Origin of the sequence: Fontibacillus panacisegetis, assembly GCF_900102215.1 — a bacterium.
Classification (GTDB): Bacteria; Bacillota; Bacilli; order Paenibacillales; family Paenibacillaceae; genus Fontibacillus; species Fontibacillus panacisegetis.
On record NZ_FNBG01000014.1, the window covers coordinates 1 to 25,886 of the forward strand.

The window sequence follows — 25,886 nt, forward strand, 5'->3', positions numbered from 1 at the left end:
CAGCGTCTGTGTATTGCAAGAGCGATAGCGGTTCAACCTGACATTCTGCTTATGGATGAAGCGACTTCGGCACTCGACCCGATTTCGACTTTAAAAATTGAGGAATTAGTGCAGCAGTTAAAAGATAGGTATACTATTGTAATGGTTACGCATAACATGCATCAGGCGGCCCGTATTTCGGATCGGACTGTCTTTTTCCTAAATGGTGAGATCGTAGAGGCTGATGATACTCAGAAGCTATTCTCTACACCGCAGGATGCTCGTACTGAAGATTACATTTCCGGTCGTTTCGGCTAACAGAAGGGGGCTGCTCACGTAATGATTCAAAGAAAAGAATTTGACCAAAATTTAGAGGAACTTCGCCAGCTGCTCAGACAAATGGGTGAGCATGTGGAAAACTCATTAAAGGAATCCATTTCTGCTCTTCAAGCTTTAGATTCTGGGCAAGCTAAACAAATCGTAGAGCGGGATATTCTGCTCAATCAGATGGAAGAACAAGTAATGGAGATCGGTTCACGATTAATCGTGACCCAGCAGCCGGTTGCAAAGGATTTGCGAAGAATCATTGTAGCCTTCAAAATTTCCAGTGATCTGGAACGTATGGGTGATCTCGCTATCGATATTGCCAAGGTCACAACCCGTCTGGAAGGACAAAAACTGATTAAGCCGCTGATTGATATTCCTAAAATGGCGGATTTGGTTATTCTAATGGTTAAAGAGTCCTTGCAGTCCTACCTCGACGAAAATACCGATTTGGCATATAAGATGGCTAAGGATGATGATGAAGTTGATCATCTGTACAGTCAAATGATCCGCGACCTATATACTTATATGATTGAGCATCCAGAATCCTTGCATCAATCCATGCTCCTTACGCTGGTTGGTCGCTATATTGAACGGATTGCAGACCACGCAACAAATATTGGCGAAAGTGCCGTGTACCTCGTAACAGGGCATCGTCCTGATTTGAACCAGTAGTAATTAACTTCTTAACATAAAAAGACGACTCTAAATTCATTTTTTTGAATGAGAGGTCGTCTTTTTTGGTTTCTAATTTGTCGATTTGTGTAACAATATGTCAACTATTTTTCAAATTTATTCTAACTACTTATCTAGCTGCAGCGTGATATAATTTTTTGCAGAGTAGTTGAGAGGGGGTGTGCATGATAAGAGGAGTCGGAATATACCAAAAGTATTTTAAAAATAATTCATTCATGAAGATTATTCTGTTTTTCTCTATGATAACCATCCTGACGATCATTTCTTTTTCATACCTAATGTTTAAGTTTATGTCGGAGTCTGCAGTAGATCGACAGATGGATGTACAGAAGAGCGCGATGGAGAGTGTCAGCAACTACATTGGAGGCAAGTATGAATCTGTGCAGCGAATGATGAGGGAGGTATACCGGGATAGCGAATTAGCATCCAATACGGCCTACTTTATGGAGCATCCTTACCAGGATTACGTGAATTACCGGCTGGATCGCTTCTTTACGGATACAGGCTCTACTACGGATACGGTGCAGTATTTCAGAAATCAGATCGAAGATGACCAGGATATCGTTAGTTTGATGCTGTATAGTGCTGATATGCAGCAGTTATACGTATACAACAGCATCAAGCAGTTTAAAATCGTATCCACGAATGCTTCACGCTCCTTTGTACCGGATGCGATGTATCTGGAGGAAGGTATTGATGTAACGCTTCCGAATATCTGGATTCGAAAAACAATAGGCATGCCGGATACTCCGGTGTATTCTGTACGTGTTCCGATGAATAATAACCAATCTTTGCGTAACATGGGCCAGCTTCTCGTCTATTTCGATACCGAAAAAATACATGAAAGCCTGGAAAAATTCGAAGAAAATCTGAAGGGGCAAATCGTGGTGCTTTCCAGCGATGGGGATGTTATGTTTGACAGCGCGGGAATTTATTACGGAAGTAAATATCCCTATTTTAATGAGATCAACTCTGTCTATGATGACGGGATCGTCGGACAGGATTTGATTGTGACAAAGCTAACGCAGAGTCATGGAGGGTTTACCGTATTGAGCACGGTTCCTGAGGATGAGCTCGCCAAGACGTATCGAGGATTACGCAATACCATTATTACGATTAGTTCGATCTGCATCTTGTTTGCCATCATCATTTCATCCTTGTTTATCGGCAATTTTGCTAAACGTACGTACGGTATTGTTCGAATTACAAGAAAAGTGAGGAATGGTGATTTGACGGTTCGTATTGAGGATAACAAGGATGATGAGTTAGGTCTCATCTCCAAAAGCTTTAATAGCGTGCTCGACAATTTGAACCTGTATATCGATAAGGTGTATAAAGCTGAAATCAAGCAGAAGCAGGCCGAGCTAGCGGCATTGGAATCAAGAGTAAACCCCCATTTTTTGTATAATACGCTGGAAGTGATACGTATGAGAGCGGTTTCACAGGGGGCAAACGATGTCGGGGAAATGATCTACAGCTTATCCATGCTGTTCAAAGGCTATGTGCAGCAAAAACAAAATTATACGCTAAGGGATGAGCTTGAGGCGTGCAGATTGTATCTTGAGCTGTTCAGAATACGCTATAAAGACAGACTTTCCTATGAAATAAACTGTGATAAGGTATTGGAGTCTATTCCGGTAATGAAGATGTCCTTGCAGCCGATTATTGAAAATTATATTATTCACGGTCTCCGTACAGAACGAACTGATAATGTGGTTTTCATTTCAATCGTTCGCAAGGATATGGGAATGGTTCAAGCCAGAATTGAGGATAACGGCCGCGGCATCTCCTCAGAAAGATTGAGTGAAATAACTCGAAATATGAGTAATCCGGATACCTATTCAGAGTCGTTTGGACTGCGAAGCATTCATGAAAGATTAAAGCTACTGTATGGAAACCCTTATGGCATCGAACTGCATAGTGAGGAGGGGGAGGGAACGACCGTGATCGTTTCATTTCCCGAACAGGAGGAGGCAAACATCATTGTATAAGGTTTTTATCGTAGACGATGAGCCGTTTATTATCGAAGGGCTGTACGATATAGTCGATTGGTCTATGCTAGGGATGGAGATCGTCGGTTATGCAGAGAATGGCTGTGCAGCATTGGAAGCGTTGACAGAGACTCCAACTGACATTTTGATTACCGATATTTCAATGCCGAAGATGAACGGGCTGGAGCTGATTCGTCAGATTCGCCAGCTCAAGCCGGAATTAAAGGTCATTGTGCTTAGCGGCTACGATGAATTTGCTTATTTGAAGGAAGGCATGACTTTAGGAATTGAGAACTATTTACTGAAGCCGATTAATCTTGAGGAATTTCAGGCGACTTTGAATGCGGTTCATGAGAAGCTCAATGCTTCCCGGAATGACGAAGCCCTAAGCGAGTACAGCATCCGGATATTGCGAGATAACGTGATGTATAGATGGGTATGCAATCAAATCGAAGAGCGGGAGTTTCGGGAAAGAATCGATTTGCTCGGCCTGCAGATCGATAAGCCGTATGTGCTGATTACACTTTGCCGTGTTAGAACAGCTTCTTCGGATTTGTTAGATTTAATTGAACAAAGTGTAGATAGTATTGAAAGACTATCAACTGTTATTACATTTCAAGACACTGACGGTGATATTATACTGCTGTTCAATTTTGATGATCCCGGCGAAGGCAGACTGGAGTCCGCCGAGTTGATTGATGAGCTGTCAGAGAAGCTGCGTGATTTAGATGTCCAGCTATCTGAGGGTAGTGTCGAAAGCTTGGAGGATGGGGCTCATCTCAGCTATGAAAATGCAAAAAAGGCGCAGGAGTATTTTTTGATCTATTCAGAGCAAACCACAATCAGATTTGATGAGCTCAAAAGCCCGGCTACATCAAGCCAACTGGCAGCAATTGACTGGGATGAAAGTACAAGACTGCTGCTGGCAAGAGATAGAGAGGAGCTGTTTGCTCTTATTGATCAACAATTTGCCTATATGGGTGAAATAGCCGGTGTTACACCACTGTTCCTGCAGGATATGGCTTTGGAATGGCTCGTACGCTTCAAGATGCAATTGCAGAAGATTCGATATGCTGAGGAGCCTCGTCTAATTAAAGAGGGGTATGACCAAATAAAGTCAGCGGGGACCATGGAAGAACTGGTCATTATCGTGAAAAAAATGGCTGAAATGGCAATCGACGTGTTAAACGGCGATGTCAAGAGTCCGATCGTTCAGCAGGTGCTATCCTATATTCGTGTAGCATACAATCAGGATTTATCGCTTAAAACGCTGGGGAATACCTACAATATTCATCCCGTATATCTTGGGCAGCTTTTTCATAAGGAAGTTGGAGAGTCCTTCACAGAATACATCAACAGATACCGAATTGAGAAAGCTAAGGAGCTTCTTAAGACAACACATCAGAAGGTACATGAGATTGCCCGCAACGTAGGATATTGGGAGACAGGGTATTTTTACAAGCAATTCAAAAAATATGTCGGGGTATCTCCTAAGGAATACAAAGGGCTAGGCTAGTGGTATATCCACAGCCGGCTCTTTTCTTTATTTTGAACACTGTTTTATTTAGTTTATCTTCTTTTTGAAAATGCTTACATCAAATAAAGTAAAGATAGTTACATGAGCTTCTACTTCATAAGGGAGGTTTACCAATGAGTAAGACAAAGAAAAGTATTTGTTTACTGTTGGCATCTTTGATGGCGTTTTCATTGCTATTAAGTGCTTGCGGTGGAGGTAACAAAGCAGAAAATGCGAATTCTGGCAAGACGCAAAACACGGAACCAACGAAGAGCTCGGAAAAACCGGTGGAGCTGATCTGGTACACGATCGGAGCACCGCAAAAGGACTTGTCCCGAGTCATGGAGGAAGTTAACAAGTACACCAAGGAAAAAATTAATGCCACAGTCGACATGAAAATGATTGACTTTGGTGACTACAGCCAAAAAATGCAGGTAATGGTCGCTTCCGGCGAGCCGATGGATATCTTGTTCACATGCTCATGGGCGTTCGATTACGTGCAAAATGCTCGTAAAGGCGCGTTTATGGAATTAGATGATCTGCTGGATAAATACGGACAAGGCATCAAGGAAACTCTTGATCCAGCATTCCTGAAAGGCTCCAAGGTTGATGGACACAACTATGCAATACCTGCTAACAAAGAGCTTCCAGCTCAAGAAGTATGGCGTTTCAACAAGGAGCTTTTGGACAAGTACAATCTGGATATGGCAAGCGCAACTACACTGGAAAGTCTTGAGCCATTGCTGAAGACAATCAAGGAAAACGAGCCTGACATTACGCCTTATGCTATGGTTAAGGATTTTATGCCGCTCATGCCGTTTGACTATGTAATTGAGAAAATGCCTATGGCTGTTTACTTGGATACGAAAGACTACAAAGTAGTCAACATTTTGGAAACTCCGGAAATCGTAGACACTTTGAAAACGGTTCGTAAATACTATCAAGCTGGTTATCTATCACCTGAAGTAGCTACTACAACTTCTGTAGACGATTTGTACAAATCAGGAAAATGGTTTATGGACCGTGCTGCAACACAACCATTTGCAGACAACCTGTGGTCAGCTAGCTACGGATATCCTGTAGTTTCAACAGCAGCAGGCGATCCGTACGTATATAACTGGTCTGTAATGGGCTCGATGCAAGCGATCTCCGCTAACTCCAAGTATCCTGAGAAAGCAATGGAATTCCTTAACCTGCTCAATACAGATCCAGTTCTTCGCAACATGATCGACTCAGGTATTGAAGGCGTTCACTATGAAAAAGTTAGCGACAACGTAGTCAAGAACCTTCCGGACAGCAAGAACTACGATATGCCTACGTTCTCTCTTGGTAACATCATGATCAACTATCTGAATGAAGGCGACCCGGAAAACAAATGGGAAGAATTTAAGAAATTCAATGCTTCAGGCATTAATTCTCCTCTTCTTGGCTTTAACTTTGATACATCCAAGATTACAAATGAAATCGCTGCGGTGCAAAACGTTAAAGAAGAGTTCTGGTCATCCTTGATGACAGGTACAGTTGATCCAGAGGAATATCTGCCAAAAGCTAATGAGAAATTCAAGGCTGCCGGACTGGATGCAATTATTGCAGAGGCGCAAAGACAAATCGATGAGTGGAGAGCAACAGTAAGCGAATAATTTCGCCATATTGAACTAGGATCGGGCGGGTGAAAAGCTTAGCCCGATTCTTTTTCTTTTCGCCAGCAATGAATAACGATCAGGAGGGATACGCATGAAAGCGGTCGGCGGATTTTTTCAGAATATCTACAAAAGTAAAGTAATGCTGTTTATGGTTTTACCCGGTGCGTTATGGTTCCTGTTCTTTTCATACCTTCCGATGTTCGGTACGGTGATCGCGTTCAAGGAATATCGATTCAGCCGTGACGGCTTCTGGGCCAGCATTGTAAACAGTAAATGGGTAGGTTGGGACAACTTCAAGTTTTTGTTCAGCACCAATGATGCTTATGTAATTACACGCAATACGCTTCTCTATAATCTCGCGTTTATTTTCATAGGCTTGATCCTTTCCGTTGTTTTAGCAGTCATTTTATCGGAGATATCCAATAAACGGCTAGCGAAGACATATCAAACAGGTATGTTCATGCCTTATTTTCTCTCATGGGTTATCGTTGGCTATTTTACATTCAGCTTCCTTAGCTCAGAGCGTGGTTTGCTCAACCAAGTACTGCAAAGCTTCGGGGTAGATACGATTCAATGGTATAACAATCCTAAATTTTGGCCGTACATTTTGATACTCGTCTATTTGTGGAAGGCAGTAGGGTACAACAGCGTAGTATATTTGGCTGCCATTATGGGGATAGACAGATCGCTGTATGAGGCCGCCATGATTGACGGAGCGAGCAAATTTCAGCAAATTCGCAACATTACAATTCCGCTGCTTAAACCAATAATTACAATCATGACGCTGCTGGCGATCGGCAAAATATTTTACGCGGATTTCGGATTGTTCTACCAGGTTCCTAGAGATTCAGGCACATTGTATTCCGTGACTAACGTAATCGATACCTATGTATATCGTGGGCTCAAATCGACCGGTGAAATTGGAATGAGTACTGCCGCAGGTCTATATCAATCAGTCGTAGGCTTTATCCTGGTCATTACATCGAACTATATTGTAAGAAAATATGACAAGGACAGCGCATTATTCTAATCCAATGGAAGGAGTGAGTTTATATGTCTCGGAGAACTAAGCAACGTGATTTTCATCAACTGTCAAAAGTATGGAATATCATATTCAATTCAATAGCTGGGTTATTTGCCTTTCTCTGTGTATTTCCATTCTTGTTTGTCGTGATCATTTCCTTCACAGATGAATCAGTTCTGGCCCGGAACGGCTATCGGTTAATCCCTGAAAAATGGAGCCTGGCAGCCTATCGTTACGTGTTCGAAACGGCCGACACCTTGCTTCAATCTTATGGAGTAACGATCTTTGTCACCATAGTAGGTACTATAGTCAGCCTTCTGATCATTTCTCTTTATGCCTATGCAGTTTCGCGAAAAAGCTTCAGATATCGTAATTTCTTTTCCTTTTTCGCCTTTTTTACCATGCTGTTTAATGGTGGACTTGTCCCGACGTATATTGTCGTAACGCAGTTATTGGGGCTGAAGGATAGCGTGTGGGCTCTGATTTTGCCAATGGCGGTTAACGCATTTTACATTATGATTTTACGGACGTTTTATACGAGCAGTGTACCGGATGCAATTGTCGAATCAGGGAAAATCGACGGTGCCGGAGAGTTCAGAATTTTCCTCAAGCTGGTGCTCCCGCTATCCCTTCCAGGGCTCGCAACCATTGCCTTGTTCAGTACTCTAGGCTACTGGAACGACTGGTTTAATGCTCTGTTGTACATCGATAGTCCGAATCTTGTACCGCTGCAATCCATGCTGATGCGGATCGAGACAAGCATGCAGTTCATTTTGCAAAACTCGCAAAACAGCTCGCTAAGTCTGGAGGCGCTCCGTTCTATGCCGCAGGATACTTCGCGGATGGCGATGGTTGTGCTTGCAACAGGACCGATTATTTTTGCTTATCCGTTTTTCCAACGTTATTTCATTCAAGGTCTTACTGTAGGGGCAGTTAAAGAATAGATAATGAAAAATAACCTCTAAAAAGATCATTGCGAAGGAGAGAGCAGATACCATGATCTATAAGGACCATACCAGACCAATTAATGAAAGAGTCGAGCATTTGCTTGGGCTTATGACAATGGAAGAAAAGGTCGGCCAGCTGGTGCAGCCTTTTGGCTGGCAGGCCTATACACATATAGACGGAAAGATTGAGCTTACAGATTCCTTTAAAAAGCAAATAGAAAGCACGGGCGTCGGGTCCCTGTACGGCGCATTGCGCGCCGACCCGTGGACAGGAGTTACCCTGGAGAAGGGGCTGTCACCGAGACAGGGAGCGGAGGCCGTCAATGAAATTCAAAGATATGCCATCGAAAATTCCCGACTGGGCATCCCGATCCTGATCGGAGAGGAATGCTCTCATGGACATATGGCCATCGGGGCAACTGTATTTCCGGTTCCATTAACCCTTGGCAGCACATGGAATGTGGATCTGTATCGGGAAATGTGCCGGGCCGTAGCCAAAGAAACAAGAAGCCAGGGTGGTGCAGCAACGTATTCACCCGTTCTGGACGTCGTTCGCGATCCTCGCTGGGGACGGACGGAGGAGTGCTTTGGAGAAGATCCTTACTTGATCAGCGAAATGGCGGTAGCCTCTGTTGAGGGTCTGCAGGGCGATTCCTTGGACAGTCCGGACAGCGTTGTTGCGACATTGAAGCATTTTGTAGCCTACGGAAGCTCTGAAGGCGGAAGAAATGCAGGTCCAGCACATATGGGCCGACGCGAGCTGCTTGAGGTGGATATGCTGCCGTTCAAAAAGGCGGTTCAGGCAGGGGCGCAATCGATCATGCCGGCTTATAACGAGATTGATGGCGTTCCATGCACGACCAACAAGGAGTTGCTGCAGGATATCCTCCGCGATGATTGGGGCTTTGACGGCATGATCATAACAGATTGTGGCGCAATCGACATGCTGGCATCAGGCCATGATGTGGCTGAGGATGGACTGGATGCTGCCGTGCAAGCCATTGAGGCAGGAATCGACATGGAAATGTCAGGTGAAATGTTCGGTAATTATTTGCTGATGGCCTTGCAATCCAATCGATTGAATGCTGAGGTTCTGGATGCGGCAGTACGCAGGGTGCTTGCCTTGAAGTTCAAGCTCGGATTATTCGAGTCACCTTATGGCGATCCGGATCGTGCCGAAGAGATTATCGCCAGCAAGGAGCATATATCATTAGCTCGTAAAATCGCAGGCGAAGGCATCGTTTTGTTGAAGAACGAAGGAGGACTGCTCCCGTTGTCCGATGCTACAGGAACCATTGCTGTAATTGGACCTAACGCAGACGCGGGCTACAATCAGTTGGGCGATTACACGTCTCCGCAGCCGCCAGGCACGGTGGTGACGGTGCTGGACGGCATTCGTGAAAAGCTGAAAGACGACAGCGGGCGTGTTCTGTATGCGCCGGGCTGCAGAATCAGAGGGGAATCGCGCGAGGGATTTGAGCTCGCCCTTTCCACAGCGGAGAAGGCCGATACCATCGTGATGGTAGTTGGAGGCTCCAGTGCGCGTGATTTCGGCGAAGGCAGCATTGACTTAAAGACAGGAGCCTCAAAGGTAACCGGACATTCGTGGAGTGATATGGACTGTGGCGAAGGCATCGATCGAATGTCATTGAGCCTGTCCGGTGTACAGCTTGAATTGCTGCAGGAAATCAGCAAGCTGGGAAAACAGCTTGTAGTTGTATATATTAACGGTCGTCCTATTGTCGAGCCATGGATCGATGAGCATGCGGACGCCATTGTGGAAGCATGGTATCCGGGTCAGGAGGGCGGCCATGCGGTAGCTGACATTTTGTTCGGTGATGTCAATCCATCCGGACGTTTGACGGTGTCCATTCCAAAGCATGTCGGCCAATTGCCTGTGTATTATAACGGCAAACGCTCTCGCGGGAAGCGATATCTGGAGGATAATTCCCAGCCACGCTATCCGTTCGGATTTGGACTCAGCTATACGGAATTTGCTTATTCCAACCTCAAGCTTGAATCACAGGAGCTCGCTGTTAACGGAAGCACTGTAGCCGCTGTTGAAGTAACTAACGTCGGCAAACGGGCAGGTGCGGAGGTCGTGCAGCTTTATATCTCCGATAAGGTCAGCACTGTAACACGTCCGGCCAAGGAATTGAAAGGGTTCCGCAAAATTTATTTGGAGCCGGGTGAAACTCAAACCGTGAAATTTACGATCGGTGCGGAGGAGCTTCAATATATCGGTCGGGATATGAAAACCGTTGTGGAGCCTGGAGAATTTCAGGTATGCATCGGCAGACATGTAAATGATACTTTAAGCGCCGCATTGCAGGTGCGAAAGGAGTAGAGTATGGAACGAATGCAGCGTTTTATTCGCGAACTGTTGGAAGCCTCATGGCTGGAGGAACAAGAGGTGCGAAGCTGGGAGATCACTTCGGCAACGTACAAGCTGCCGGGAGAGTATGAGAATGTAGCTCCTTATTCGGAGGGACTGAACTTTGAACGGTTTCCAAGCACACAAGGCACGACCTACTTTTTCCGTACGCAATTGTCTGTTCCTTCTTCCTGGCAGGAAGGTCATGTAGGACTGATTTTCAAATCAGGTGGAGAAGGCTTGCTCAGAGTTAATGGTAAATCGTACCAAGGTCTAGACCGCAACCATACCTTTGTGACACTGCGTGAGGAAAAGAGCGCTCCGCTGGAGCTTGAGATCGAGCTGTTCGATCCTGTACCGGAACCAGTTGATCCATTAAATCAGCAGGCTGTTATTCAGCCGCCGATCACTGCGGTTCAATGCAAGCTGGTGCTAGTTAATCGGCCTGTTCAGAGCTTGATGTATACCGCGACAATCATTCGCGACTCGGTGGTATTGCTGCCTGAGCAGGATTTTCGCAGAACTCGCTTGATTGAGGCGTTGTACCGGGCTATGGATGAATTTGTCGGACTGAGCAAGACAGAGGTTCGGGAAGGTGTTTCTGCTTCGGCGATTGAGGAACGGTTGATGCAGCGTGTGCAGGAGATCGGAGGAAATGCCGAAGGAATCATGCACATGGTTGGCCAGTCGCACATCGATATTGCTTGGCTGTGGCCGGCACGAGAGACCGTCCGCAAGACGAGTCGTACGTTCTCAACCGTTGATGCATTGATGTCGGAATACCCGGATTTCAAATATGCACAAAGTCAGCCGCTGCTGTTTGAATATCTTAAGAATAACGATCCCGAGCTGTATGAGCGGGTAAAGGCCAGAATTTCCGAGGGTCGCTGGGAGCTGGTTGGAGGCATGTGGATCGAACCGGATCTGAACCTGCCTAATGGGGAGTCGCTGATGCGGCAAATGCTGTACGGTCAGTCCTTTTACCGGCAAGAATTCGGGAAAACCTCTGATATTGAATGGCTCCCGGATACGTTTGGTTATTGCGCTTCTTTGCCGCAAATTTTGAAGCATGGTGGTATTCGGTTTTTTATGACGACCAAGCTGGGCTGGAACGATACCAATGTATTTCCTTACGATTTGTTCCATTGGGTCGGGATCGACGGAACACCAATGCTCTCTTATTTGAATCACGGGGTAAACGAAAATACACTTCCGAAAGACATCCATGATCATTGGCAGTCTTTCCGGGAAAAAGCGAGTCATCCCGAGCAGATGCTGCTGTACGGACATGGTGATGGAGGCGGCGGCGTAACTCGCGAGATGCTCGAATATATCGATCGTTCGGAGCTAATGGTTGGTCAACCGTCCAGTGTTTACAGCACGGCAGCGCAATTTTTTGACGGTATTGCCGGGCATAGACCTCAAATTCCTGAATGGAGAGGCGATTTGTATCTGGAGCTGCACCGGGGAACGTATACAACCCATGGTCGCAATAAACGGAACAATCGAAAAGCAGAGATTATGTATCGTGAGGCTGAATTGTGGAACACGCTCGCCGCTAGCTTCATGAAAGAAGAAAAACGGCGGGACAGCCTGCAATCGCTGCATGATGGCTGGAAGCTGATCCTGTTGAATCAATTCCATGACATCATCCCGGGCTCAGCCATTACAGAAGCCTACGAAACTTCGGAAAAAGAATACAAGGATATTTTCAGCTTCGGTAACGCCAGCCTAATGACAGGACTGACAACGCTAAGCGAACGAATAACGATGACGGGCGAAGGAACGCCGTACGTTGTGTACAACAGTCTGGGCTGGTCCAGGGACGTCGTCGTTTCAATTAACGATTCCGGCTTCAACCGCCGTGGCACCAAGGTATACGATTCGGAAGGCAATCGCTTGGAAGCTGATTTAATTGCAGGAGCTGGACACGAAAATTCGGACCATGTATGGATTCGAGTGCCGAACGTTCCGGCCTTTGGTTACAAAACGATCTGGTTCAGGGATGACGAAGCATCTGTTGCGCCTACTAGCGGTGAGGTCAACTCATCCTGCGGAACCGGGCAGTGGAATGGTGACGTATGGGAGACAGAGTATTACTCTATCCGATTTAACGAGAAAGGCGAGATCATCAGCCTGCTGGATAAAGCAGTGAACCGGGAAATAGTCCAGCCTGGCGAAGCGGCGAACAGATTCCACTTCTTCCATGACCGTCCTATCCTTTGGGATGCATGGGATATTGACAGCAGATACGAGGAGCAGCCGGCTGGAGAAGCGAAGCTTGTGGAGCGTACGGTGCTTCTTCAGGGCGATGTCATGGATGTTCTGCGTTTTCGTTGGAGTTTGAGCCAGTCGGATATCGAGCAGGATATCATTCTGTATCACCATGATCGAAGAATTGATTTCAAAACAAGAGTGAACTGGAATGAAGCACATAAGCTGCTTAAGGTAGGATTCCCTATAGATGTAGTTGCCGATAAGGCAACCTATGAGATACCGTATGGCGCACTGGAGCGGCCGACTCATCGCAATACGAGCTGGGAGCAGGCACAATATGAGGTTTGCGGTCATCGCTTTGTAGATGTGTCCGAGCACGGTTACGGTGTCAGCCTGTTGAATGATTGCAAATACGGTTATGACGTGCAAGGAAGCACCATACGACTATCGCTGCTGCGCGCGCCTAAATGGCCGGATAAAACCGCAGATTTGGGAGCTCACGAATTTATCTATTCCTTGTATCCGCATGCCGGAAGCTGGCAGGAAGCACATATTGTCAGAAAAGCAGCCGAGCTGAATCACGAGGCTCCTGTCATTGGATGTGCAGGACAGACTGAAGCTGCTGTCGGCTCTCTGCCGAACGAAGGAAGCTTACTTGGCTTCAACGGGCAGCATGTCATGCTGGACACAGTCAAGCCTGCCGAGGAAGGCAGCGGAGTTATTCTTCGCCTTTATGAGTCCGCAGGGGGACGGGAAAAAGTTGCTTTGGAATGGCCGGAGCAGGTTCAAAGCATATATATTTCCAATGCTCTTGAAAAGGAATTTGAGCAGCTCCCGCATAATGAAGGTCAGTTTGAGCTTGATTTTGCACCATATGAAATTAAGACGATCAGAATCAACTACTAATCTAACTCACGATAAAGGAGCGAGAAGCTTTGGAACAATTTAGACTCCCGAAAATAAACATGCCGAAGCTGGAATTGCCGAATGCGGTGCAGGATGTGCTGCGGGAAGCGGATGAGAAGCTTGCACATCGTCCAAAGCTGCTGAAGCAGTTCAAAAACTGCTTTCCCAATACGCTGGAGACGACGACCAAGCTAATGGAGGACGGAACGACCTTTGTCATTACAGGAGATATTCCGGCCTCCTGGCTGCGGGATTCGGTAGAGCAGGTGATCCACTACGTGCCTATAGCGAAAGAAGACGCGGATTTGCAGCGGATTATTTCCGGACTGATCAAGCGTCATATCCAATACATCCACATTGACCCGTATGCCAATGCATTCAATGAATCGGCCAACGATTGGCACTGGAATACGACGGATGAGACAGACATGTCGCCATGGGTATGGGAACGGAAATTCGAAATCGATTCCCTTTGCTTTGTAGTCCGGCTCGCATACACGTACTGGAAAGAAACCGGGCGTGCTGATATTTTTGACGCCGGATTTAAATCCGCCATGCGGAAAATTTATGATGTGTTCCGTACCGAGCAGCGGCATTTTGAACAGTCGCCATATCGGTTTACACGCAATAATGGCATCATTGAGGATTCGCTGCGAAATGCCGGAATGGGCATGCCGGTCAATTACACCGGAATGATCTGGTCAGGCTTCCGTTCCAGCGACGATGCCTGTGATTTCCATTACAACATTCCGGGTAATATGTTTGCGGTCGTGGCGCTTCGCCAAATGCAGGAATTCGCGGAATGGGTATTCCGTGACATGGGTTTTCTGGCACAGCTTCAGACACTGGAGCTTGAAATAGACTACGGGATCAAGCTGTATGGCATTTACCGTCATCCTGAATTTGGACCCATTTATGCTTACGAGACGGACGGGTTTGGCAACTATTGTCTGATGGATGATGCTGGGACTCCAGGATTGATGTCGATTCCTTATCTAGGCTATGTCACTGCTGACGATCCGATTTACCAAAATACGCGGCGTTTTGCGCTTAGCAAGGAAAATCCGTTCTACTTTGAAGGGAAAGCAGCCAAAGGAATAGGCAGCCCGCATACACCGAAGGATTACATTTGGCATATGGCGTTATCGATGCAGGGGATCACGGCTCAGACTGCCGAGGAGAAGCTGGAGATGATTGCGATACTGGAAGCGACGGATGCTGACACTGGTTATATGCATGAAGGCTTCCATTCGGACGATCCAACGATCTTTACCCGCAGCTGGTTCGCTTGGTCGAACAGCCTGTTTTCACAGCTAGTTTACCGTGCGATGAAGGAAGACATTCTGTAAGTCGTATTGACCTTTAAAATATAAGTGTCGTAAAAAGGAGATTTGAAAATGAGCAGAATTATTGGAGAAAACCTGAACCATATTCCCTGGCAGGATAAACCTGAAGGCTATAATGCACCCGTTTGGAGATATTCACACAATCCGATTATTAAGCGTGACGCAATTCCAAGCTCCAACAGTATATTTAATTCGGCTGTAATTCCTTTTGAAGACGGGTTCGCCGGTGTATTCCGCTGCGACTCCAAATCCGTCAGCATGGACATTTTCGCCGGCTTCAGCAAGGATGGTGTGAACTGGGAAATCAATCACGAGCCCATCGTATTCCAGGGAGATGAGGAAGTCATTAAACGGGAATACCGTTATGATCCGCGGGTCTGCAAAATTGGAGATCGTTATTACATCTCATGGTGCAACGGCTATCATGGCCCAACGATTGGACTTGCTTATACATTTGATTTTCAGACTTTCCATCAAATTGAGAATGCCTTCTTGCCGTATAACCGAAACGGAGTGCTGTTCCCGCGCAAGATTGGCGACAATTATGCAATGGTTAGCCGTCCTAGCGATACAGGCCATACTCCTTTCGGTGACATATTTTACAGCGAAAGTCCTGACCTCACCTTCTGGGGGAAACACCGCTATGTGATGGGTACGATCGATGGAGATGCCTCTGCATGGCAGTCCAAAAAAATCGGACCGGGTCCGATTCCGATCGAAACCGACAAGGGCTGGCTGCTGATTTACCATGGCGTAATCAATACTTGCAACGGCTTTGTCTATCGCATGGGCTGTGCGCTTCTGGATATTGATCAGCCTTGGAAAGTAAAAGCGCGGTCACGCAATTATATTTTGGGGCCTGAAACCTTGTATGAATGCGTCGGAGATGTACCGAATGTGACTTTCCCGTGTGCGGCTTTGACCGATGCTGCAACCGGACGTATTGCTATTTATTATGGATGCGCGGATACGGTAACGGGATTGGCATTTACTACTGTTGACGAACTGCTCGATTATATGGAGAAGTACCCTTTGGAAGGGTAAGTTGATCAATCGAAGTAAATGAAGCAGGAATGAGGAAATAAAATGAATACAGCGTCAATCTTGTTTGAAGAAGTGCCATTTGAGACCCTCCGCAGCATAGTTAAAAGGTATTTTGGACATGCGGAGGAGTTGGAATGCACGCTGTTGAAGGGAGGACTCTTCAACACTACCTACAAGTTGACGCTTCCTTTATTGCAGCGGAAATTAATTTTGAGATTAGGTCCAGTGAATCGCCAGCACCTGCTGCCCTTTGAGCATCATCTAATGAAGGCGGAGGAAATGGCATATCAACTGCTTTCCACTCTGGATATTCCTTGTCCGGATGTTCTGGTATGCGATAACACCAAGCAGTATCTGGATCGGGATTTCATGATCACTGACTATATTCCCGGCATATCCTTGGCAGATGAGTCTATTTCTGAGGAGAGCAAAAAGGGTATCTACAAGCAAGTTGCAGAATTGACGGCCAGGATGCACTCCATTACTGGCCCTGCATATGGCAGAATAGCTGATTTATTGCAAGGCAGAGGATATTACAAATGGCAGGAATTTCTGCTCGCGCATGCTGCGGAGGTGGGGGATTCCTGTCTGAATTATGGAGTATTCAAGCCAGAGGAAGTACAGCGAATTCTGCGGATATATGAGGAGAACTCCGAGCTTTACCGGGATATCAGGACTCCTCGTATGCTCCACGGGGATTTGTGGGCTGGCAACGTGCTTGTTCAGCGCCGCCCGGAAGAAGAACGTTACGAGGTTACAGCGATCCTTGATGCGGATAGAGCGTTGTTCGGGGACAGCGATTTTGAATTTGCCAGTCCTTGGCTTCCATTCTCAGACGAAGCCAAAGACGAGTCATCTCAAAGGAATGCTGTTCGAATATTGAAAATGGACACGTATCGTATGCTGTTCACTTTTATAGATACTTACATCTGGAATGTCCAATATCGTGATCATGCTCAATTTGAGAGTAACAAGCAGCGTACACTGGACATGCTTTGTTCTATTGAGAAGCGATTGTAAAAAAAGATTCCCAGACATGGGACATCATTATTAGTTGTAATTAGAAGGGAATGATCAATATGAACAAACAAAAAAGAGCCCATATCATCTCCCATACGCATTGGGACAGGGAATGGTATTTACCCTATGAGAAGCATCATGTAAGGCTTGTCGCTTTGGTCGATTCTCTCCTGGACAAGCTGGATAAGGGCAGTGATTTCAGAAGCTTCTATTTGGATGGTCAAACGATTATTCTGGAGGATTATCTTCAGGTCCGTCCAGAGAACAAGGAACGGCTGGAGAAGCATATTCGCGAAGGTAGAATTCTGATAGGCCCATGGTATATTTTGCAGGATGCTTTTTTGACAAGCGGTGAGGCGAATGTGCGCAACATGCAGATCGGTCACCGTGATGCCAAGCAGTACGGAGAGCCGGCCAAGATCGGATACTTCCCGGACACCTTCGGCTTAGTCGGACAGACTCCGCAGTTGATGCAGCAGTCCGGCATTAGCAATGCCTTTTTTGGTCGCGGTGTAAAACCGACGGGCTTTAACAATACAGTATCTGATGGAGGCTATGAGTCTTCGTTCTCCGAACTGATCTGGGAAGGTCCCGATGGCTCGAAAGTGCTGGGTATATTGTTCGCTAACTGGTATTCCAATGGCAATGAGGTGCCGGTAGACGAAGCTGAAGCTAAGACGTTTTGGGACAAAAAGCTGGCGGATGCAGAAAAATATGCGGCCACGGGAGAACTCCTCTTTATGAACGGCTGCGACCACCAGCCAATTCAGCTTGATCTGCCTGAGGCGATCGAGACAGCTTCCAGATTGTACTCGGATACGGAGTTTATCCACTCCAGTCTGCCGGAGTATTTACAGTCTCTGGAAGGGGCACTGGACCGCGATTTGTCCTCGGTGAAGGGCGAATTGCGCAGTCAGCGGACGGACGGCTGGGGGACCCTGGTCAACACAGCCTCGGCTCGCGTGTATTTGAAGCAGATGAATCAGGAAGGACAAGCGCTGCTTGAAAAAGTAGCCGAGCCGCTGGCTTCGTTTGCTCATCTTTTAGGGCAGTCCTATCCTCATCATCTATTTACTTACGCCTGGAAGACCTTGATGCAGAACCACCCGCACGACAGCATCTGTGGCTGCAGTGTGGATGAAGTGCACCGGGAGATGGTGACCCGCTTTGATAAAAGCCGTCATGTAGCGGAAGCAATTATAGATGAGAGCAAGCAGGTGATCGCTGAGAAGGTAGATACTTCTGTCTTCTGCGAATATGGGGAGGACCCGCTGCCGTTGATTGCGATGAATACTACCGGATGGGCTCGCTCAGGGGTGCTGTCGGTGGAGCTGGATGCAGCACGTCTGTATTTGCGGGAAGGCTTTACGCTTGAAGAAACCTCGCGCCGGATGAAGGAGACGGATTTATCAGGGCGGGTTCTGGTTGACGAGCAGGGGAACGCAGTTCCTTGCAGTGTAGAAGATTTAGGCTTGCTGTTTGGCTATGATTTGCCTGAGGACAAGTTCCGTCAGCCTTACATGTGCCGCAGGGTGCGGATTACGTTCCAAGCGAAGGAGGTTCCGGCTCTGGGACTGCGTGCATACGCTTGGGTACGCCGTGAGGAGCAGCAACAGGAGGCAGCTTCTCTACTTACGGGACAGCGTGTGATGGAGAATGAGGCACTTAAAGTGGAGATTGCGGAGGACGGCTCTTTTGCACTAATTCACAAAAAAACAGGCCAAACGTATCGTGATCTTGGGGTTTATGAGGATACGGGAGATATCGGCAATGAATACATGTACAGACAGCCTGAAGGAGAAGAAGCTCTAACTACAAAAGGGTTGGCTGCGCAAATCCGCGTGTTGGAGGATACGCCTTATCGTGCATCTGTAGAAATCGTGCACGAATTGGAAATTCCCGTCTCCGGGGATGAAAAGCTGGATCAGGAGCAGCGGGAATTGGTGTATTATCCGGAGCGTAAGGCGCAGCGCAGCGACAGCCTCGTACCGCTTCGAATATGTACCGTGATTACGCTTGAAGCGGATGCAAAAGGTGTTTTTGTAGAGACGAAGCTTAACAATCAGGCGAAGGATCACAGACTTAGAGCATTGTTTCCGACTGATCTGGACGCTGCCACACATCTTGCAGATTCGATGTTTGAAATCGCGGAAAGAGATAACGTTCCGGCATCTGAATGGGAAAATCCGAGCAATACGCAGCACCAGCAAGCTTTTGTTGACATTAAGGATGCTCACTCAGGACTGACGATCGCGAATCTCGGCTTGAATGAATACGAAGTGCTTCGGGATGGGCGCAACACCATTGCGATTACGCTGCTTCGAGCTGTAGGGGAATTAGGCGACTGGGGATTGTTCCCTACACCGGAAGCGCAATGCCTGGGTGAGCATACCTTCCGGATGGAGCTGATTCCATATTGCGCAGACGATGAGGCAAACGGGGCATTTGAAGCTTATACCGAGGCTTATCAATTCCAGATTCCATGGACAGTGTGTCAGACCGGAGTACATTCCGGTCAGATTGCTCCTATTTACACTCCTCTGCGCTGGGAAAGCGCGGAGCTTGCCTTCTCCTCAATGAAGATGAATGAGGATACCGATAATTTGCTGCTTCGCTGGTTCAATATGAGCGGAAGTAACACTCAGCTTATCTTTAGCACAAAAATTTCTGTCGAGAGCATGTACAAGACTACTATCATGGAGGAACTAGCACCGCCGATCGCGAGAACTGCGGTTGGTGAATTGAATGTAGCGGTTGGTCCATGCGAGATCGTCACGATCGGAATGAAGCCGATATTGCCATGAACGGGGGTGAAGCTATGAAGCTACTATTTTCCGGGCTATCTAAGGACACGCTGCGTGGTGTGGCAGAGCTTGGTGGAATGCTGGGCATAGAAACGCAGGCGGAAGACGCAATATCGGTTGAGGTTGTTCAGGCAAATGGGCCGCTGAAGGTGACTCGAAACGGCAACCGAGGGTTTATCCAATATGAGAAGAAGATACATTTTTACCGCGGGCTTGGCTTGTTTGTGGAACACGCACGTACTATGGAAGCCTTCACGATAAATGAACAGCCAAGATTCGATTACAACGGCACGATGCTCGACGTATCCCGCAACGGGGTGTTGCGAGTGGACACGATCAAGCAGTTCATCCGTTACATGGCCTTGATGGGGCTCAACGGTCTTATGCTCTATACCGAGGACACCTATGAAATTGAAGGTTTGCCGTATTTCGGATATATGCGTGGCCGCTACTCGAAAGAGGAGCTTCGTGCCTGTGATGACTACGCTGATATGTTCGGGATCGAAATGATTCCCTGTATCCAGACCTTGGGGCATCTGCATCATGCTTTAAAATGGAACTATGCCGAACCGATCAGGGATCATCATGATATTTTGCTTCCGGATGAGCCTAAAACCTATGAATTCATTGAGCAGATGATCAGCACCGCTGCATCTACCTTCCGCTCGAAACGGATTCATATCGGCATGGACGAAGCTTTTCAGGTAGGGCTTGGTCGCTATTTACGCGAGCATGGCTACCGCAATCGTTTTGATATTATGAATGAGCATGTAGGAAAGGTTCTGGAAATCACCAGCAAGTATGGTCTTCGTCCGATGATCTGGAGCGATATGTATTTCAATTTGCTCGCCAATGATAATCAGGGACAGCTGTATAACATGAATGCCGATTTTTCTGCCGAGAATATGTCCAAAATTCCTGAGGGCGTTCAATTCGTGTTCTGGGATTATGGCAGAGGTGAAGAGGAAGGTTATGAGCTCGTCTTTGATATGCATAAAAAATTCGGGTCAATGCCGATTTTTGCCGGCGGGATTCACATGTGGAACTCTATCGCTCCGAACTATGGAAAGACGTGGAAGACGAGTCATCCGGCTCTTCGGGCAGCCAAGAAAAAGGGGCTTAGGGAGGTATTCGCTACCGCTTGGGGCGATAATGGTACTGAAACGAATCATTATGTGATTCTGGCCGGCCTGCAGCTGTTTGCGGAGCATGGCTATGGCGATGAGGTCGATGATGAGACGCTTGCCAAGCGATTGAAGGCCTGTACCGGAATTGATCTTTTTGAACCCCTAGTGTCTCTGAAATATATGGATGAGGTTCCGGGTGTCGATGAAGGCAATCATTGGATGGCTAACCCTTCCAAATTTTTGCTGTGGCAGGATTTAATGGTTGGTATTTTTGATAAGCATATTGAAGCGGATACCGAAGAAGTACTGCCTGGGTATTACAGGGATATGGAAGTAAAATGGCGCAATGTCAAGGAGTGTATGCCTGCTCCGTTTCATGCGCTGTTCGAAACCTATGAGAAGCTGGCCGCAGTGCTGTCGATGAAGACTGCTTTAGGAGTGCGTATCACGAGATACTATAAGGAGCAGCGGAAGGAAGAGCTGGCGAAGATTGCGAGCAGCGAGCTGCCGGAGCTTTATTCACGGGTGGAAAGCCTGCGGCTTGCCCATCGACGAATGTGGATGCTGACCTATAAACCGTTTGGCTGGGAAACGCTCGACATTCGCTACGGCGGGTTGAAGTCTCGTATTCAATCGGCAGGAGACAGATTGTGTGATTATCTCGATGGACGTGTAGATGTGCTGGAGGAGCTTGAAGCCGAGCGGCTCGTTTTTGATCAGAATGGTACACCAACGGCTCCGATGAATGTGACAGGGCTGTATCAGTTGATTGTAACAGCAACCTCGCTGACGTAAAAAGAAACAAGAAGACGACCTTTATTCATTTTTGAATGAGGAGTCGTCTTTTTGCTGAATTGACATCTACCTTGCAATCCAAGCTGCATATTCCTCTTCATTAGCTAACACCCAGTGAGTATCAGATACTTGCTGCTGAATGCCCTTCGAATAATCGATTCCACTGGTCGCGTAATTATACGTTATTGCAACCCTTTGCTTCTCCTTGATCGGGTTGGCATGAGGGATAGCGGACAAGAGTGACTTGGTGTATGGATGGATCGGATGCTCGAAAATATCATGAGTTGTTCCGGTTTCAACCAAATGCCCCAGATGCAGCACGCCGATACGATCAGATATATATTTGACCATGGACAAATCATGGGCGATAAACAAAAAGGCGGTGTTTGTCTCCTCTTGAATGTCCTTCAGGAGATTTACAATCTGCGCTTGAATGGAGACATCGAGAGCGCTGATCGCTTCATCGGCAATAATCAGCTTAGGCTCCATAATTAGAGCTCTTGCAATACCGATGCGTTGACGTTGTCCACCTGAAAATTGATGAGGATAGCGGTTCGCATGCTCACGAGAGAGACCCACCTTGTCTAAAATTCGATATACCTTCTCAGTGCGTTCCTGCTTAGTTTTGTAAAGCTTATGGATATCAAGCCCTTGAGCAATAATGTCGATGACTTTTTTTCGTGGATTAAGACAAGCCATTGGATCTTGAAATATCATTTGCATCTTGGTGCGGAGCAAAGTCTGTTCCTTTTCCTTGAGCGGTCCGGATATATCGACACCCTGGAAAGTAACCTTACCTGCACTAGGCTGATACAGGCGAATAATTGATCTGCCAATCGTGGATTTACCGCTGCCGGATTCTCCAACAAGGCCATAGGTTTCGCCCGCGTGAATATTAAATGATACGCCATCTACAGCTTTTAGTGTAAATTTGCTGCTCATTTTAAAATGCTGCTTTAGATCCGTTACTTGTAAGAGTGGGGCTGCATCCATTCGCTTCCTACCTCCTTGACGACCTTATCGATTCTTTTTCGCAATGTATCGGACATTTCTACTCTAGGTGCGTTGTCATGCAGCAGCCAGGTTGCAGCATAATGGGTATCCGAAACTTTAAACATAGGAGGCTCCTGCTTGAAATCGATATTCAGGGCATGAACATTTCTTGGTGCAAAAGCATCTCCCACAACCTTGTTCAGCAGATTGGGCGGGCTTCCGGGTATCGTGTACAGCTTCTCATTTTCGGAGCCTATATCCGGCATAGAGGATAGAAGACCCCATGTATAAGGATGCTTAGGATCGTAGAAAATCTCGTTGACTGAACCTCGTTCTACAATTTTTCCGGCATACATGACAGCTACATAATCAGCTACCTTGGCAACAACGCCTAAATCATGAGTAATATAGATTACGGAAATATTCGTTTTGGCTTGAATATCCTTGATCAGCTCCAGAATTTTCGCTTGAATGGTTACATCAAGGGCGGTGGTTGGTTCATCACATATGAGCACTTCCGGATTGCAGGCCAGCATAATGGCGATGACAACACGCTGCCGCATGCCGCCGGATAACTGGTGGGGATAGCACTTCATTCTCTTTTCCGGAGCAGTAATGCCGACCAGTGTCAACAATTCCAAGGCGCGTTCATAAGCCTCAGATCTGCTCTTTTTCAAGTGGATGATCATCCCCTCCATAATCTGATGGCCTATTGTCATTGTAGGATTGAGGGACGTCATAGGGTCCTGAAAGACCATAGCGATTCGTTTGCCATTGATTCTGTTGCGCATTTCCTTTTTGGAGAGCTTGAGCAAATCCTGACTGACCCGTTTGCCGTCACGCTCATAGTTAAATGTAATGCTGCCTGAATTGATCCTTTGATTAGAGCTGAGTATTCTCATGATGGCTTTAACAGTAACAGATTTTCCGCTGCCGGATTCACCGACTATAGCTACTGTCTCGCCTTTATGCAAATCCAGATCCACGCCCCGGATAGCATTTACCATGCCGTTTGAAGTCTTAAAAGATATGGATAAGTTGCGTATGGAAAGTACAGTTTCGCTCATCTTGCAATCCTCCTACATTTCTTTCATTTTTGGGTCTAGTGCATCTCTGAGTCCGTCAGCTAACAGGTTAAAGCTCAACATAAGCAAGGCAAGCACCGTTACTGGCGCGGCGATCATATACGGATATATGGTCATCGATTTGAAGCCTTCACTGATTAATGAGCCGAGGGAAGCCATAGGCTGAGGAATACCTAACCCGATAAAAGCCAGAAATGCTTCAGTAAAGATGGCGCTTGGAATTGAAAACATCGACATAATGATGATCTGACCAAAAATATTCGGCAAAATGTCTTTAAAGATAATGCTGAGATTGCTGGCACCCAAGGTTCGAGAGGCCAGAACAAATTCCTGCTCCTTAAGCTTTAGCATTTGTGCGCGCGCTACCTTGCTCATGCCGATCCAGCCAGTGATCAATAAAGCGAGCGTAATCGTGACGAGCCCGGGTTTGAGGACGATGATTAGAAGGGTAACAATGACCAGATTGGGTATGCTGCTTAAAATTTCGATAAATCGCTGCATCACATTATCTATTGCTCCGCCAAAGTAACCGGAAATGAGACCGTAGCACATCCCGATGACCATATCAATAACTACTGCAATGATTGCGATATAGAGTGAAATGCGGGTCCCTTCCCAGACGCGTGTCCACAAGTCCCTTCCTAAGGTATCTGTGCCAAAGAAATAGTAGACATCGTGCAATCCCTTTTGTTTGTATGAATTTATCCCATTAGCGACACCATTGAAAATAAATGAGTTCTCGAATCCTTCAATTCGAGGAGCAAGACTCTTGTGCTTGATGTTCATCGATTTATAGGTGTGATCATTCATCATGGGTCCAAATGCCGCAAAAAATGAAATGATCAGGATAATGATTAAGCCAAAAACAGCGCCTTTGTTTGATTTAAAACGAATGAAGGCGTCCTTCCAATACGATTGGCTGGTGTAGTTATGATCGATTTGAATTCGCCCGTTATCGTTGGCTAATTCAAAATCGCTATTATTGATTACTTGTGCCGGTTCACCCATGTTTCTCCCCCTTTGCCAAACGGATTCTCGGGTCAATGATGCCATATAGAATATCGACTAATAACATGATGCCGACAAACATAATGCTGTAAATAAAAGTCACGGCAAGAATCACGTTGTAATCGTTGATCTGAATGGCGGTCACGAGGAGACTTCCGATTCCCGGGATAGAGAAAATTTGTTCTATGACCAGGCTTCCTGTCATTAAAGTTACAACTAGTGGCGCAAGTACCGTGATGATTGGAATTAATGCATTGCGCAATGCATGGATGAAAATGAGTCTTCTTTTGGTTACACCTTTACTTTCAGACAGTAGGATATAATCCGAATTCAGCACTTCAATCATTTCAGACCTTGCAAACCGTGCAACGGTGGCGATAGTAAACATAGAAAGTGCTATGGTTGGAAGGATGGAGGAAACGATTGGTTTTGCCGGGCTGTACAAAATCGGAAACCAATGCAGCTTGGAGCCGAGAAAGAAGGATAATGCCAAGGCAAATACATACGATGGAAAGCTGACGCCGATGACGGAAATAAAGGTCGTCAGTGTATCAATGATGCTGTTATGTCTTAACGCAGCGATAATTCCGAGGATAAGTCCGATTAAGGTACCAAGCAGTATAGCTTGTGCACCGATTTGAATCGTGACCGGAAGGCGTGCCTCCAGCATGGTGGAGATCGGCATATTTTTCTGGATGACATAAGAAACCCCGAAATCACCGGTTAGCATGGACTTCACATAATCGATAAACCGAAAAAAAACGGGTTGATCCAGCCCGTATTTAGCATCCAATACAGCTCTTTGGGCGGCGGTTATTTTTTCATCATTAAAAGGCGACCCCGGCATATACTCGAGCATCAGAAAAAGTACCATTAATATGATGAGGATCGTAATCGCTGCAAGTGCTAATCTTTTGAATATATACCTTCCCATTACTTTCACCTCTAAAAATGCAGGACTACAGCTGAGAAATTAGTCACTGTAGTCCTGCTGCTTTTATGACAGCTTAAAGCTGCAAATCATTGAGGAAAGAGGTTTGCTTGTTA

General features: G+C 46.5%; 18 protein-coding genes. 14 read left to right on the top strand and 4 right to left on the bottom strand.

From position 1 onward, the window contains the following. The 14 genes from BLS49_RS12790 to BLS49_RS12855 all read left to right on the top strand — a co-directional run. On the top strand, positions 1-297 hold a 297-nt coding region (locus tag BLS49_RS12790; protein WP_425432147.1), incomplete at its 5' end, for a phosphate ABC transporter ATP-binding protein. A 21-nt stretch (positions 298-318) separates the two neighbouring features. Beyond that, a complete protein-coding gene (gene phoU / locus BLS49_RS12795) occupies positions 319-978 on the top strand; it encodes a phosphate signaling complex protein PhoU (protein WP_091230803.1) in 660 nt (219 codons plus the stop codon). Between the two features lie 185 nt (positions 979-1,163). After that, on the top strand, positions 1,164-2,990 hold the full coding sequence (locus BLS49_RS12800; RefSeq protein ID WP_091230806.1) for a sensor histidine kinase: 1,827 nt from the start codon (positions 1,164-1,166) through the stop codon (positions 2,988-2,990). Then, positions 2,983-4,506, top strand: a complete 1,524-nt coding sequence (locus BLS49_RS12805; protein ID WP_091230808.1) for a response regulator transcription factor — start codon at positions 2,983-2,985, stop codon at positions 4,504-4,506. Before BLS49_RS12800 ends, BLS49_RS12805 begins: the two co-directional genes overlap by 8 nt. Positions 4,507-4,640: 134 nt before the next feature. Then, entirely contained in the window at positions 4,641-6,146 is a 1,506-nt protein-coding gene (locus tag BLS49_RS12810) for an ABC transporter substrate-binding protein (protein WP_091230812.1), read from the top strand. Positions 6,147-6,240: 94 nt separating this feature from the next. Further along, complete coding sequence (locus tag BLS49_RS12815; RefSeq protein WP_091230815.1) at positions 6,241-7,179, top strand: ABC transporter permease; 939 nt, start codon at positions 6,241-6,243, stop codon at positions 7,177-7,179. Between the two features lie 23 nt (positions 7,180-7,202). Beyond that, entirely contained in the window at positions 7,203-8,117 is a 915-nt protein-coding gene (locus BLS49_RS12820) for a carbohydrate ABC transporter permease (RefSeq protein WP_091230818.1), read from the top strand. A 52-nt stretch (positions 8,118-8,169) separates the two neighbouring features. Further along, the gene (locus BLS49_RS12825; protein ID WP_091230821.1) at positions 8,170-10,467 is read left to right on the top strand and encodes a glycoside hydrolase family 3 N-terminal domain-containing protein; all 2,298 of its coding nucleotides are present in this window, start codon (positions 8,170-8,172) and stop codon (positions 10,465-10,467) included. A gap of 3 nt (positions 10,468-10,470) precedes the next feature. Continuing rightward, complete coding sequence (locus BLS49_RS12830) at positions 10,471-13,617, top strand: alpha-mannosidase (protein ID WP_091230824.1); 3,147 nt, start codon at positions 10,471-10,473, stop codon at positions 13,615-13,617. A gap of 29 nt (positions 13,618-13,646) precedes the next feature. Beyond that, positions 13,647-14,966: a glycoside hydrolase family 125 protein gene (locus BLS49_RS12835; protein WP_091230828.1), complete on the top strand. Its 1,320-nt coding sequence runs from the start codon at positions 13,647-13,649 to the stop codon at positions 14,964-14,966. A gap of 48 nt (positions 14,967-15,014) precedes the next feature. Continuing rightward, positions 15,015-16,007, top strand: a complete 993-nt coding sequence (locus BLS49_RS12840; RefSeq protein WP_091230830.1) for a glycoside hydrolase family 130 protein — start codon at positions 15,015-15,017, stop codon at positions 16,005-16,007. Between the two features lie 42 nt (positions 16,008-16,049). Further along, positions 16,050-17,027 carry a phosphotransferase family protein gene (locus BLS49_RS12845; protein ID WP_091230833.1) on the top strand — a complete coding sequence of 326 codons (978 nt, stop codon included), beginning with the start codon at positions 16,050-16,052 and terminating at the stop codon, positions 17,025-17,027. Between the two features lie 59 nt (positions 17,028-17,086). Next, complete coding sequence (locus tag BLS49_RS12850; protein ID WP_091230835.1) at positions 17,087-19,831, top strand: alpha-mannosidase; 2,745 nt, start codon at positions 17,087-17,089, stop codon at positions 19,829-19,831. A gap of 14 nt (positions 19,832-19,845) precedes the next feature. Then, positions 19,846-21,753 (top strand): beta-N-acetylhexosaminidase, encoded by a 1,908-nt coding sequence (locus BLS49_RS12855; RefSeq protein WP_091231148.1) that lies wholly within the window; start codon positions 19,846-19,848, stop codon positions 21,751-21,753. A gap of 66 nt (positions 21,754-21,819) precedes the next feature. On the opposite strand, the gene BLS49_RS12860 is transcribed toward BLS49_RS12855, so the two are convergent. Genes BLS49_RS12860 through BLS49_RS12875 form a run of 4 tightly spaced genes read right to left on the bottom strand, consistent with a single transcriptional unit; the run spans position 21,820 to position 25,773 of the window. Then, the gene (locus BLS49_RS12860) at positions 21,820-22,746 is read right to left on the bottom strand and encodes an ABC transporter ATP-binding protein (RefSeq protein WP_091230838.1); all 927 of its coding nucleotides are present in this window, start codon (positions 22,744-22,746) and stop codon (positions 21,820-21,822) included. Then, a complete protein-coding gene (locus BLS49_RS12865; RefSeq protein WP_091230842.1) occupies positions 22,719-23,813 on the bottom strand; it encodes an ABC transporter ATP-binding protein in 1,095 nt (364 codons plus the stop codon). Before BLS49_RS12865 ends, BLS49_RS12860 begins: the two co-directional genes overlap by 28 nt. A 12-nt stretch (positions 23,814-23,825) precedes the next feature. Further along, entirely contained in the window at positions 23,826-24,839 is a 1,014-nt protein-coding gene (opp3C, locus tag BLS49_RS12870; RefSeq protein ID WP_091230845.1) for an oligopeptide ABC transporter permease, read from the bottom strand. Beyond that, positions 24,832-25,773, bottom strand: coding sequence for an ABC transporter permease (locus BLS49_RS12875; RefSeq protein WP_091230848.1), 942 nt, complete (start codon positions 25,771-25,773; stop codon positions 24,832-24,834). Before BLS49_RS12875 ends, opp3C begins: the two co-directional genes overlap by 8 nt. Positions 25,774-25,886: the final 113 nt, after the last annotated feature.